Here is a 13000-nt window from a genome sequence, read left to right as displayed (position 1 = left end):
AACAGGCTTAGCGGCTGAGCAAAAAGGGGTATTTGTAAAAGTGCCAGTATTCTCATTCGCAAAATTACGTCGAGTGGATATTACATTAGGACCTGAAATGAAATCCACTGGGGAAGTAATGGGTAAAGATGCAACATTAGAAAAAGCACTTTATAAAGGTCTAGTTGCAGCTGGTATGGAAATTCGCACAGAAGGTACAGTATTGTTTACTGTGTCAGATAAAGATAAAGAAGAAGCCATCGCATTAGCAAAACGCTTCTCAACTGTAGGCTATCGCATTGTAGCTACTGAAGGTACAGCAAAAGCCTTTGAAGAAGCTGGGGTACGCACTGATGTTGTTGGTAAGATTGGCGCGAAAGGTCAAACATTAATAGATTTAATTCAAAATGGTGAAGCACAGCTAGTTGTCAACACATTAACAAAAGGGAAACAACCGGCGCGTGATGGCTTCCGAATCCGTCGTGAGTCTGTAGAAAATGGTGTACCTTGCCTAACATCTTTAGATACAGCAGAAGCAATGGTCCGTGTTATTGAATCTATGACATTTACAGCAGAACAAATGCCTAAAGCGGAGGTAGTACACTAATATGATACGTCAAGAGAAAATGACGGTCGTCTCTCAAAAGCAAATTGCGACAAACATTTTCGAACTGACACTTCATGGTGAACTGGTTCAGGAGATGACTCCTGGCCAGTTTGTCCATGTAAAGGTGTCAGATTCATTGGAGCCGCTTTTACGTCGACCAATTAGTATTGCAAATATTGATCAAGACAACAATCAATTTACGATGATATATCGTGCCGAGGGTCGTGGTACGAAAGTGTTAGCGACGAATCGTGAGGGTCAACAGGTCAATGTACTTGGACCAATAGGAAATGGTTTTCCAGTAGATGTGGTTCAAGAGGGAGGCACTGCGCTATTAGTTGGCGGTGGAATTGGTGTACCTCCACTACATGAACTTTCCAAACAATTAAATGCTCGTGGTGTGAAAACAATCCATGTTTTAGGCTTCCAAACAGAGGATGTCTGCTTTTATGAGGATGAATTCTGTGCTCTTGGTGAAACACATTATGTAACAGTGGATGGCACAAAAGGAACAAAGGGCTTTGTGACAACTGTATTAGAGTCACGTGTCCCAGAATTCGATGTCTTTTATTCTTGTGGTCCATTACCAATGTTAAAAGCATTAGAAGCTTTTTATCCTGAAAAAGAGGGTTATTTATCATTTGAAGAGCGTATGGGCTGTGGTATTGGGGCTTGCTTTGCGTGTGTATGTAAAACAACGGACCAAGTAGATAAAGACTATGTCAAAGTATGCTCTGATGGTCCAGTTTTCCCGAAAGGAACGGTGGCACTATGAGTCGGTTAACAATACAAATTCCAGGCTTAGATTTGAAAAATCCAATTATGCCAGCCTCGGGTTGCTTTGGTTTTGGTCGTGAATATGCACAGCTTTATGATTTATCGAAACTGGGTGCAATAATGATAAAGGCAACGACTGTCGAAACTCGTGCAGGCAACCCAACGCCACGAGTAGCTGAAACAGCGGCGGGAATGTTAAATGCTATTGGTTTACAAAATCCAGGCATTGAAAAAGTGATGAATGAGGAATTAAAATTTTTAGAGGGCTATGATGTACCGATTATTGCCAACGTCGCAGGTACAGAGACAGCGGACTATGTAGAGGTGGCACAACGCATTTCAACTGCACCAAATGTTAAAGCGTTGGAATTGAATATTTCTTGCCCTAACGTGAAATGTGGGGGTATTCAATTTGGCACAGATCCAGATACAGCACGAGAGCTAGTAGAGGCTGTTAAAGCCGTGTCTGAGGTGCCAGTCTATGTGAAACTATCACCAAATGTAACGAACATCGTTGATATTGCATTAGCGGTTGAAGCGGGTGGAGCTGATGGCATTACGATGATTAATACATTGGTGGGTATGCGTTTAGATGAGCGTACAGGTAAACCAGTCATAGCGAATGGTACAGGTGGACTTTCTGGTCCTGCTGTAAAACCTGTAGCAATACGAATGGTGTATGAGGTGTATAAGGCTGTCAAAATTCCCATCATTGGTATGGGCGGTGTAACAGAAGCGCAGGATGTTATTGATTTTATGTCTGCAGGTGCTTCAGCTGTAGCAGTAGGGACTGCTAATTTTGTTGACCACTTTGTCTGTCCAACTATAATAGATGAATTACCAGCAAAGCTAGACGCATTAGGTATTGAACATATAACAGAAATTATCGGAAGGAGCCATCGTTGATGAATACGAAACCTATACTAGCACTAGATTTTCCAGGAGAAGATGAAGTATTTAATTTTCTAACAAAGTTCAATGAGCCCCTTTTCGTGAAAATTGGGATGGAATTATATATGCAAGAAGGGCCAGACATCGTCCGTAAAGTAAAAGATTTAGGCCATGATATTTTCCTAGATTTAAAATTACATGATATTCCGAATACAGTTGGATCTGCTATGAAGGGTCTGGCAAAATTAGGAGTGGATTTAGTCAATGTTCATGCTGCAGGCGGACGTCCAATGATGGAGGCGGCACTGGAAGGACTAGAAGCAGGGACACCTGCTGGTAAAGAAACACCAGCATTAATCGCTGTTACCCAATTAACATCAACGACTGAACAACAAATGCAAGCAGAGCAAAGAATTGCTTTATCTTTACAAGAGTCTGTCTTGCATTATGCAAATCTTACAAAACAAGCTGGTTTACAAGGGGTCGTTTGCTCTGTTCACGAGGCTAAAGCAATAGCAGAGGTATGTGGAGATGATTTTCTACGTGTGACACCAGGTATTCGTTTAGCAGGTGGCGATGCACACGATCAAAAACGTATTGCAACGCCTGATGGTGCTAAGCGTGACGGTTCATCACTCATCGTTGTTGGTCGTGCTGTAACAGGCGCACAGGATCCAGTAGCGGCATATAAAATCGTAAGTGAATTATGGGAGGCATAAATTATGACATTACAAAATGAAATTGCACACGCTATGTTAAAAGTAGGCGCTGTAGAATTAAATCCGACAGAATTATTTACATGGGCATCTGGTATTAAATCCCCTATTTACTGTGATACACGTCTAACAATTTCTGACCCAGTTATTCGTAAACAATTAGCTAACGGCTTAGCAGCTGTTATTAAAGAAAACTTTGGTGCGACAGAAATCGTAGCAGGAACAGCAACAGCAGGCATCCCACATGCAGCATGGGTAAGCGATATATTAGAACTACCGATGGTGTATGTACGCTCTAAAGCGAAAGAACATGGCCGTGGTAATCAAATTGAAGGAAAATACGCAGCAGGTCAAAAAGTAGTGGTTGTCGAAGATATCGTCTCTACAGGTGGTTCTTCAATTACTGCAGTAGAAGCATTACGTGCAGCTGGCTGTGAAGTACTTGGGGTTGTTTGTGTCTACACATATAATCTGCCACGCGCTGAACAAGCATTTGACGAAGCTGGCATCCAATATGTATCGTTAACAAACTTCGATTATTTAATTGAAGCAGCAAACGAATCAGGTACTATTAAAGAGGAAGATATTCCGTTCTTAAAAGAGTGGCATAGTAAATTAAAGGCTGGAGAGCTGTAATAAATCAGTTAATTTGTAGCGATAAAAGATAGAGTTACTGGAATATAAAAGAGTGAAAATGCATAAAAAACAACTATTGATATTTTTATTGATAGTTGTTTTTTTTTGTTTTTTCGACTTAGGAAAAAGAAAATTTAGTAGATGAATTGTTAAGAAGTATGGGGCTAAAAATAAAGAAATTGTAAAAATAAATTGTTTTTGTAATGTAATTTAATGCGCATCACTTATCTAACACTTCGACGGGCAAAATTATTTGTTAATAATAATTTAAAATATTTTAAATTATTTTATTAATGAAATAATTTAACGAAACCCTTTTATAATCATGTTTTCCAAATAAAAGTAAATTATATGGTTGTTGGAATAGATATAATTGATATGTTTTTATTATAGTAATAAAATAAAAAAATGATACTTTAGGCAAATGAAGCTAAAAATGAACAAATGTTCAGTGTGAAAAAATGAAAAAGGAATAATTTTATTTGGAATAGTTGTATGGATTATTTTGTATATAAGAGTGTAAGAATTGTAAAATTTCACTTGATTAAATGTATTATTTCCAGATAAAATAGCATTACGCCTAATTGTCAGAATATTATATACCAATCCAGTTATTTTTTTATTTGGAAAATAGGGACTGTGTTATAGTTTAGGAAATCACTAGATTAAATTTTAATGTTTTTTTAGCCGGATATGTTTTTGATATAGGTTTAACATGTTTTGTCTATATTTTTCAGAAAATTGGGTTTTGCGGGAATCTTGTGAGCAAATTTCTTTTTACATCTTTTACTTAAAGAATACATTTTGGACATATGATTCTATTACTTACATAAAGGATGTAGCGATTTTAGTAAAAAAAATAAAGGTGTGATATTAAATGAGCTTAATGTTAGAAGTGAAAAACCTTAAAACTGGTTTTGATATAGATGGAGAGATCTATCATGCAGTTGATGATGTTTCTTTCTCAGTCAAACCAGGTCAAATTCTAGGAGTAGTTGGTGAATCTGGATGTGGAAAAAGTGTTATGTCACTTTCAGTCATGCAACTTCTTCCTAAAGGCATTGGTAAAATTACTGGCGGAGAAATAAAGTTTCAAGGTAAAAACATAGAAAATTATTCTAGTGATGAAATGAATAAAATAAGAGGAAAAGATATCAGTATGATTTTCCAAGAGCCGATGACCTCTTTAAACCCTGTATTTACAATAGGTTCACAAATAGAAGAGATTATTCTAAATCATTCTACTATGTCAAAGGCTGAGGCTAAAAGGAAGTCTATAGAATTATTAAAACAAGTTGGTATACCAAGAGCTGATCAAATTATCGATGAATATCCACACCAATTATCTGGTGGTATGAGACAAAGGGTAATGATTGCGATTGCCATCGCTTGTCAACCTAAGCTATTAATTGCTGATGAGCCAACGACGGCACTTGATGTAACAGTACAGGCGCAAATATTAGAATTATTGAAAAGTATTCAAGCAAAAACTGATATGTCCATTGTTCTAATCACACATGATTTAGGTGTCGTTGCAGAAATGTGTGATGACGTAATTATTATGTATGCCGGGAAAATAGTTGAACGAACAAATGTTGATAATTTGTTCCACAATCCACAGCACCCCTATACAAAGCTATTAATGGCTTCTATTCCAAGAATCGATGAAGAAGTTGAAAAACTCACAACAATTCAAGGAATCGTTCCGTCTTTAAAAAATATGCCTCAGCTAGGTTGCCGTTTTGTAGACCGATGTCCTTCGGCTATGTCTGAATGTAGCAAGGTAACACCGAAGCTTACCTTTATTGATGAGGGTCATGAAGTTTCATGTTTACTTTACAAGGATTGCAATACTAGAGAGGGTGTGAGCTGACGTCATGAGCGAAACAATAGTGAAACAGGAAAAAGAGAACTTATTGGAAATCATTGATTTGAAAACATATTACCCAATTAAAGGTGGATTTTTTAGACATACCGTTGGATATGTAAAAGCAGTAGATAATATTTCATTTGCTATTAAAAATGGAGAAACATTAGGTTTAGTAGGAGAATCAGGTTGTGGTAAATCTACAACTGGACGTACCATTTTAAGATTACTAGACGCAACTGATGGGAAAATTATCTTTGATGGGGAAGATATAACAAAACTGCGAGGCAAATCTTTAAGAGAGATACGAAAAGATATTCAAATGGTTTTTCAGGATCCATACGCATCCTTAAACCCAATGCAAATGGTTGGTAGTATCGTAGCAGAACCAATTATGAATTTCAGTAACAAGTCATTGAAATCATTACAAGGCGAAGTTATGGAGCTATTAAAAAAAGTTGGTTTACCGGAAGATGCTTTTTATAAATATGCACATGAGTTTTCAGGAGGTCAGCGACAGCGTATTGGTATTGCTAGAGCACTCGCACTAAGACCGAAACTGATTATAGCGGATGAACCAGTTTCAGCTTTAGATGTATCTGTACAATCACAAGTACTTAATCTCTTAAAAGAACTTCAAGATGAATTTGATTTAACATTCTTGTTTATTGCGCATGATTTAAGTGTTGTTAAACATATGAGTGATCGTATCGGCGTCATGTACTTAGGAAATATTGTTGAGATTGCAGATAAGGAACATATTTATGATGAGCCATTACATCCTTATACACAGGCCTTAATCTCAGCTATTCCGGTACCAGATCCGAGGAAAAAGAATCAACGAATTGTTTTAGAAGGGGATATACCTAGTCCAGCTAATCCGCCAAAAGGCTGTCCATTCCATCCTAGATGTCCAAAGGCAATGGTAGAGTGTTCATTAACTAAACCAGCTTTAAAGGAGGTGAAGCAAGGGCATAGAGTAGCATGCCACCTCTATTAAAAACTCATAAAAACGGAAAAAAGTTATTGACAAAATAAAATTTACGGGGGGAAAAAAATGAAAAAATCAAGATTTTGGTCATTTATGCTTTTGCTAGTTATGGCGCTATTTTTAGCAGCATGTAATAGTGACTCATCAACGACAGAGAAGGAAAGTGAAAAGGATACGAGCGGGGATACATCGACAACAACAGATGGACCTTCTACAGAGGGTGGCATTGTAACATTTGGTACAGATACTGCACCTGAGGGCGTATATGACCCAGCTTATTCAGGGAGTATTGTAGATAGTTATATTCAAGGGTTCACAATGGAAGGTATTTATGATGTAAATGATAACTTAGAATATGTTCCTAACTTAGCAACATGGGAAATTAGTGAAGATAAGTTAACTTATACGTTTACATTCCAAAAGGGTGTAAAGTGGCATAATGGCGAAGAATTAACAGTTGATGACTGGGTATTTGCATTAGAGACGCTTGCTGATCCAGATTATGATGGACCTCGTTTCAATTATGCAGAAGGCATCAAAGGTGCAAAAGCTAAAAAAGAAGGTAAAGCAGATAAAATTGAAGGGATCGAAGTAGTTGATCCTTATACTGTAAAAATTACTTTCGAACAAGTAAAAATCAATAACTTAGAAAATCTTTGGTCAAACCCTATGCCGAAGAAACACTATGAAGGTATTGCGGTTAAAGATTTAGGTGAATCGAAACAGGTTCGTGAAAATCCTGTTGGTTTAGGGCCATTTAAAGTGAAAAAGGTTGTAGATGGTGAGTATTCTGAATTAGAGCGTTTTGATGATTACTGGAAGGGCAAGCCACAGCTTGATGGTGTTATTGTAAAAGTAATCGACCCATCATTAGCAGCAGGTGCGTTCCAAAACGGAGAAATTGACATTATGTCTATTAAACCACAGTCAGTAAAAGAATTAGAAGCATTAGATAATGTGCGTATTGAAGAAACTAATGGTGTTAGTTATTCATACATTGGTCTTCGTTTTGGTCACCGCGATAAAGCTACACTAAAAAATGTGGCAGACTTTGATAAATTTAAATCAAAAGAATTACGTCAAGCATTATTATATGCGATTAACCGTCCAGCAATGATCGATGCTTTCTTAGAAGGAAAAGCAACAGTTGCCAACACAGTAATTCCAAGTACATTCTGGACTGCTGCAAAAGAATCGGACTTAAATAAATATGAATACGATCCTGAAAAAGCTAAAGAACTATTAGCGTCAGCAGGCTATGTAGACAAAGATGGTGATGGTTTTGTAGAGGATCCGAATGGTCAACCATTTAAAATCTCATTTGGTCACTATGCAGGAAATGCAGCATTTGAAGGTCGTTCACAAGCCATTATCCAATCTTGGAATGATATTGGTGTAAAAACAGAATTAGCTACAGGTAGTTTAATTGAATTTAACTTATATAATGATATGAAAGATAACGATGATGCAGCTTTAGAGGCATTCTTCGGTTCATGGAGCATGGGTGCAGATCCAGATCCATCAGGATTATGGGGCAATGACGCAGAGTGGAACTTCGGTCGTTGGGTAGACGCGAAGAACCAAGAATTATTAAATAAAGGCTTAAGTGAAGAAGCGTTTGATAAAGACAAACGTATGGCAACATATGTTGAATGGCAAAAACACTTCAATGAAGAATTACCAGGTCTTCCATTATGGGAAAACTTAGATTTATATGGTATTAATAATCGATTACAAGGCGTTCATATCAACGCTGTTGGTTTCCAAACAGACGTTTATAAATGGAATATTAAAGAATAAAATTTAGCTTTAAAATGAAAAGGCTATAACCTACTACTAAGTCCTCTTTAGAGGACTTAGTTAGTAAATTTTTAGATAAGGAGACGTTACATGCTTCAATATACACTTCGACGATTACTTAGCATGATCCCATTGTTACTCCTTATTTCGTTGGTGGTATTCTTTTTAGCAAAAATGATGCCAGGAGATGCATTTGCTGGTGAAATTGATCCTTCTAATACGAATCCACAATACATCGAAGAAATGAGAGAAAAATTAGGCTATAACGATCCAATTATCCAACAATATGGAAGATGGGTGGTTAATTTTGTACAAGGGGATTTTGGCAAATCAACTGTTTATAAAAAACCTGCTGCAGAGATTATTGCACAGCGTATTCCTAATACCATATTTTTAGCATTTACATCATTAGTCATTACCTACATATTTGCATTTTTTATGGGCATGTATGCTGGTAGAAAACCTTATACACTTGGGGACAATTTGATTGGAACGTACAATTATTTAGCATTAGCTATTCCATCATTTGTTGCGGGGATTGTGGCTATTTACTTCTTCTCATTTAAATTGGGGTGGTTCCCTTTCAATGGCTCTGTAGGCGTAGGTTTGGAGCCAGGAACTTTAGATTATTATGTGAGTAAATTCCATCATGTTTTATTACCTGCACTTATATTAGGGTTAATGGGAACAGCTTCCTATACGCAATTTTTACGAAATGACATTATCGAAAATAGTAGAAAAGATTTTGTAAGAACTGCAAGAGCAAAGGGAACAAAAGAATCTAAAATTTACAATAAGCATATTTTACGTAATTCCATTATTCCATTAATTACGTTCCTTGGTTTTGATATTGCAACATTAATCAGTGGGGCAGTAATAACAGAAACAATCTTTACGTATCCTGGAATAGGTGCTCTCTTCCTAGAATCTGTAGGAAGAAGAGATTATGCAGTTATGATGTCGATTACTATGATACTTTCGTTTTTAACGCTTTTTGGAAATTTAATAGCGGATTTATTATACGGTATAGTAGATCCACGTATTAGATTGGATTAAGGAGGGGGAATTATGACATTGGTAACTAATCAAGAAGTTTTAACGCCAAAATCACCAAAGAAAAGCCCCTCGCCATGGGTAATAGCGAGACGAAAGTTCTTTAAAAATAAATTAGCGATGATTAGTCTTACTTTTCTACTACTAGTTATCATTTTATCGTTCCTTGCACCATATATTACGACAAAAGATATTGTACGGGTAGATTTTACAAAAATAAGTCAACCACCATCTAGTGAAAATTGGTTGGGAACCGATACGAATGGGCGAGATGTCTTTACAAGAATGCTCTATGCTGGTAGATCATCCTTAACAGTAGGGTTAAGCTGTATGTTCTTTATCGTGTTGATTGGAACGACAGTAGGTGCTATTTCAGGGTACTTTGGCGGTAAAATCGATCAAATTTTAATGAGATTTACTGATTTTGTCTTAATGTTTCCATTTATGATTTTTGTTATTGTTTTAAACACAATTCTTATTGGAAAAATATCCGGTCTTTGGACTCTAATTATTGTTATTTCGCTTCTATTGTGGGGCTCTGTTGCAAGGATTGTACGCAGTAGGGTGCTTGCTGAAAAAGAAAATGAATATATTCTAGCAGCACAATCAATTGGCTGTAAATCCTCGAAGATTATTATTAAGCATTTACTACCAAATGTTGCCTCTACAATTATTGTACAAGCAACACTGTTAATGGCTGTAACAATCGTTGCTGAATCTGGGTTAAGTTTTATTGGGTTAGGTGTACCAGCAGATACGCCAAGCTGGGGGAATATGCTGTTTGAAGCTAGAAACTCAGATGTATTAAAGGATAAGCTTTGGATGTGGGTACCACCTGCCACAGCTATTACATTAGTAATTTTATCTATTAACTTTATTGGAGAAGGCTTGAAAGATGCTTTAAATCCAAAGTCAAGAAGATAATAGGGTAAAAAATAGGCACCTTTAAATGTAATCATACTACATTTAAAGGTGCCGAATTTTATAAGGACATTCTATTTACTACATATAAATCAGCAAGCTCTAATAAGTATCGTCATTTTAATTGTGATTAAAGAGAGCATTTAGATCTACTGGTTTTGGACGTTGACAGGGTTAGAGGGAGGAGCTAGTACGACAAACGAGTACTAGCTAACACTACTGAAAAGACCCCGTAGCAAATGAATAGAGCCTATTTTTATGTGATCTAACTTTCTAGTAGGGGAATAGATAGAATTAAGTATTCATAGGTTTAGAAGACTTTAACGAGGGTATAAAATAAAAAAACTCCTATCACAGCTGTAAACTGCGACAGGAGTGTCAATTTTATCGATTTGCAACCCATGTTTTCACAAGATCGTTCGTACCGTACACGTAATGCTGGTCGCCTACTTCATGGTAGGTTGCACTTTCGTCAACCTCTGTATGCTTGTATGGAATACGTTGGCGACGCTTCTCTGACATTGGATCAGGAAGAGGGATAGCTGATAATAAAGACTTTGTATACGGATGCACAGGATGATTGTAAATATCATCTGCTTTACCGATTTCCATGATTTTACCACGGTACATTACTGCAATACGATCACTGATGTATTTTACCATAGAAAGGTCATGGGCAATGAAAAGATATGTTAAGCCACGTTCTTTTTGAAGTTGCTTTAGTAAGTTAACAACTTGTGCTTGGATCGATACGTCAAGCGCAGAAATTGGCTCATCGGCAATGATGAACTTAGGATCTAAGCTTAGTGCACGTGCAATCCCAATACGCTGACGTTGACCGCCTGAGAATTCGTGTGCGTAACGATTTGCGTGTTCTTTGTTTAGACCAACAGCTTCAAGTAACTCTTGAATTTTCGCACGACGTTCCTTTTTATCCTTGTAAAGACCATGAATATCAAAGGCTTCACCAATGATTTCACCAGCTGTCATTCGAGGATTTAATGAAGCATAAGGATCTTGGAAAATCATTTGCATTTGGCGGTTAAATTTCTTTAACTCACTTTTTGATTTTTTCCCATGGACATTTTCACCATCGAAAACAATCTCGCCACCTGTAATATCATATAATCGAATGATTGAACGACCAGTTGTTGACTTACCACAACCTGATTCACCCACAAGCCCAAGTGTTTCACCTTCGTAAACATCGAAGCTGATACCATCTACGGCTTTGATAGGATTACTTGGTGAACCAAAATGCTGCTTTAAATTTTTGATTTCAAGAATTTTTTTCGCACCAGTTTTAGTCATTTTCTTGTGCCTCCTTTGCTAAATACCCTTCAATACGTTTAGCAACCGCATCTGGAAGAGGAATCTTCGGTGCATCAGGATGCAATAACCAAGTTTTTGCAAAATGCGTTTCGCTAACTTGGAACATTGGTGGTTCTTGTTCATAATCAATAGCCATCGCAAATTCATTACGAGCTGCAAATGCATCACCTTTAGGTGGATTCGTTAAATCTGGTGGTGAGCCTGGAATTGTACGTAAAAGCTCATCAGTATCATTATCTAAATCAGGCATCGAACCAAGTAGACCCCATGTATATGGGTGCTTTGGATTATAGAAAATATCATTCACAGTACCATATTCGACGATTTGTCCAGCATACATTACTGCTACACGGTCAGCAATATTAGCTACAACACCTAAATCGTGTGTAATGAAAATGATAGATGTTTTCGAACTCTTTTGAATTTCCTTCATTAGCTCTAAAATCTGTGCTTGAATGGTTACGTCTAGTGCTGTTGTTGGCTCATCGGCAATCAGAAGCTTAGGATCTGCTGCAAGAGCGATGGCGATGACAACACGTTGACGCATACCACCTGAAAACTCATGTGGATATTGATTATAGCGTTTTTCAGGGAAGGGGATACCTACCTGTGATAAAAGCTCAATCGCACGTTTTTTTGCATCTGCTTTTGATATCTTTTTATGCTGCAAAATTACTTCAGTTATTTGACGTCCGACCTTCATAGTTGGATTCAAACTTGTCATTGGATCTTGGAAAATCATTGCAATTTCATTTCCGCGTACTTTAGACATTTCTTTATCAGATAACGGAACTAAATCACGGCCATTGAATAAAATTTGTCCTGACTCATAAATACCAGGTGGCTGTGGAATTAATTTCATTAACGCATTACTTGTAACACTTTTACCAGAACCAGATTCACCCACTATAGCGAGTGTTTCACCTTCCTTTAAATCGAAGTTAACACCACGTACAGCATGGACAAGTCCTGCATAAGTTTTAAAGTTAATTTTTAAATCTTTTACTTCTAAAATTGTTTTACTCATCTCGGCCACCTCCTTATTTACGTAGTTTTGGATCTAGAGCATCACGTAAGCCGTCACCAACTGCATTGAATGCAAAGATTGTTAGTGAGATAAATACTGCTGGGAAAATCAAACGCCAAGGAGCATTGGCAATGGCTTTATTTCCTTCAGAGGCCATTGTACCCCATGAAGCTGTTGGAGCAGGAACCCCAAGACCAAGGTAACTTAGGAATGATTCAGTGAAAATAGCAGATGGAATTGTTAACGTCATCGTTACTAAAATTGCACCAAGAGCATTCGGAACTAAGTGTTTAATGATTAAATGGCCTGTACTAGCACCTAATGTACGAGCAGCAAGAACATATTCTTGGTTTTTAATAGATAATACTTCACCACGAACGATACGTGCCATATTAATCCATCC

General features: G+C 37.1%; 12 protein-coding genes and 1 pseudogene. 10 read left to right on the top strand and 3 right to left on the bottom strand.

The genetic code is table 11. From position 1 onward, the window contains the following. The 10 genes and pseudogenes from RT445_RS08900 to opp4C all read left to right on the top strand — a co-directional run. Positions 1-586 (top strand): annotated as a pseudogene (locus tag RT445_RS08900) (carbamoyl-phosphate synthase large subunit); the annotation flags it as partial. 1 nt (position 587) lies between these two features. Continuing rightward, positions 588-1361, top strand: coding sequence for a dihydroorotate dehydrogenase electron transfer subunit (locus tag RT445_RS08895; protein WP_312506795.1), 774 nt, complete (start codon positions 588-590; stop codon positions 1359-1361). Continuing rightward, on the top strand, positions 1358-2269 hold the full coding sequence (locus tag RT445_RS08890) for a dihydroorotate dehydrogenase (RefSeq protein WP_274795892.1): 912 nt from the start codon (positions 1358-1360) through the stop codon (positions 2267-2269). Before RT445_RS08895 ends, RT445_RS08890 begins: the two co-directional genes overlap by 4 nt. After that, on the top strand, positions 2269-2973 hold the full coding sequence (gene pyrF / locus RT445_RS08885) for an orotidine-5'-phosphate decarboxylase (RefSeq protein ID WP_274795893.1): 705 nt from the start codon (positions 2269-2271) through the stop codon (positions 2971-2973). Before RT445_RS08890 ends, pyrF begins: the two co-directional genes overlap by 1 nt. A gap of 3 nt (positions 2974-2976) precedes the next feature. Beyond that, on the top strand, positions 2977-3606 hold the full coding sequence (gene pyrE, locus RT445_RS08880) for an orotate phosphoribosyltransferase (protein WP_274795894.1): 630 nt from the start codon (positions 2977-2979) through the stop codon (positions 3604-3606). A gap of 877 nt (positions 3607-4483) precedes the next feature. Continuing rightward, the gene (locus RT445_RS08875) at positions 4484-5479 is read left to right on the top strand and encodes an ABC transporter ATP-binding protein (protein WP_274795895.1); all 996 of its coding nucleotides are present in this window, start codon (positions 4484-4486) and stop codon (positions 5477-5479) included. 4 nt (positions 5480-5483) lie between these two features. Further along, positions 5484-6473: an ABC transporter ATP-binding protein gene (locus RT445_RS08870; RefSeq protein WP_274795896.1), complete on the top strand. Its 990-nt coding sequence runs from the start codon at positions 5484-5486 to the stop codon at positions 6471-6473. Between the two features lie 57 nt (positions 6474-6530). Further along, positions 6531-8264: an oligopeptide ABC transporter substrate-binding protein gene (gene opp4A, locus RT445_RS08865; RefSeq protein ID WP_274795897.1), complete on the top strand. Its 1734-nt coding sequence runs from the start codon at positions 6531-6533 to the stop codon at positions 8262-8264. Between the two features lie 90 nt (positions 8265-8354). Continuing rightward, the gene (opp4B, locus tag RT445_RS08860; protein WP_274795898.1) at positions 8355-9320 is read left to right on the top strand and encodes an oligopeptide ABC transporter permease; all 966 of its coding nucleotides are present in this window, start codon (positions 8355-8357) and stop codon (positions 9318-9320) included. Between the two features lie 12 nt (positions 9321-9332). Then, entirely contained in the window at positions 9333-10241 is a 909-nt protein-coding gene (opp4C, locus tag RT445_RS08855) for an oligopeptide ABC transporter permease (protein ID WP_274795899.1), read from the top strand. A 381-nt stretch (positions 10242-10622) separates the two neighbouring features. Here the strand turns inward: opp4C and RT445_RS08850 are convergent, their stop codons facing one another. From RT445_RS08850 to RT445_RS08840, 3 genes are all read right to left on the bottom strand, one after another. Continuing rightward, positions 10623-11549, bottom strand: coding sequence for an ABC transporter ATP-binding protein (locus tag RT445_RS08850; protein ID WP_274795901.1), 927 nt, complete (start codon positions 11547-11549; stop codon positions 10623-10625). Beyond that, positions 11542-12597 (bottom strand): ABC transporter ATP-binding protein, encoded by a 1056-nt coding sequence (locus RT445_RS08845; protein ID WP_274795902.1) that lies wholly within the window; start codon positions 12595-12597, stop codon positions 11542-11544. Before RT445_RS08845 ends, RT445_RS08850 begins: the two co-directional genes overlap by 8 nt. A 13-nt stretch (positions 12598-12610) precedes the next feature. Continuing rightward, on the bottom strand, positions 12611-13000 hold a 390-nt coding region (locus RT445_RS08840; protein WP_313470431.1), incomplete at its 5' end, for an ABC transporter permease.

This window comes from Lysinibacillus sp. (genome assembly GCF_032093475.1).
Lineage (GTDB): Bacteria > Bacillota > Bacilli > Bacillales_A > Planococcaceae > Lysinibacillus > Lysinibacillus irui.
This window is presented reverse-complemented; position numbering and strand designations above follow the sequence as displayed.

Bases quoted from the DNA above. Each gene is read 5' to 3' on its own strand.
- RT445_RS08845 (WP_274795902.1), bottom strand. From the start codon at position 12,597: ATGAGTAAAACAATTTTAGAAGTAAAAGATTTAAAAATTAACTTTAAA.
- RT445_RS08850 (WP_274795901.1), bottom strand. From the start codon at position 11,549: ATGACTAAAACTGGTGCGAAAAAAATTCTTGAAATCAAAAATTTAAAG.
- RT445_RS08875 (WP_274795895.1), top strand. From the start codon at position 4,484: ATGAGCTTAATGTTAGAAGTGAAAAACCTTAAAACTGGTTTTGATATA.
- opp4B (WP_274795898.1), top strand. From the start codon at position 8,355: ATGCTTCAATATACACTTCGACGATTACTTAGCATGATCCCATTGTTA.
- RT445_RS08895 (WP_312506795.1), top strand. From the start codon at position 588: ATGATACGTCAAGAGAAAATGACGGTCGTCTCTCAAAAGCAAATTGCG.
- pyrF (WP_274795893.1), top strand. From the start codon at position 2,269: ATGAATACGAAACCTATACTAGCACTAGATTTTCCAGGAGAAGATGAA.
- opp4C (WP_274795899.1), top strand. From the start codon at position 9,333: ATGACATTGGTAACTAATCAAGAAGTTTTAACGCCAAAATCACCAAAG.
- RT445_RS08890 (WP_274795892.1), top strand. From the start codon at position 1,358: ATGAGTCGGTTAACAATACAAATTCCAGGCTTAGATTTGAAAAATCCA.
- RT445_RS08870 (WP_274795896.1), top strand. From the start codon at position 5,484: ATGAGCGAAACAATAGTGAAACAGGAAAAAGAGAACTTATTGGAAATC.
- pyrE (WP_274795894.1), top strand. From the start codon at position 2,977: ATGACATTACAAAATGAAATTGCACACGCTATGTTAAAAGTAGGCGCT.
- opp4A (WP_274795897.1), top strand. From the start codon at position 6,531: ATGAAAAAATCAAGATTTTGGTCATTTATGCTTTTGCTAGTTATGGCG.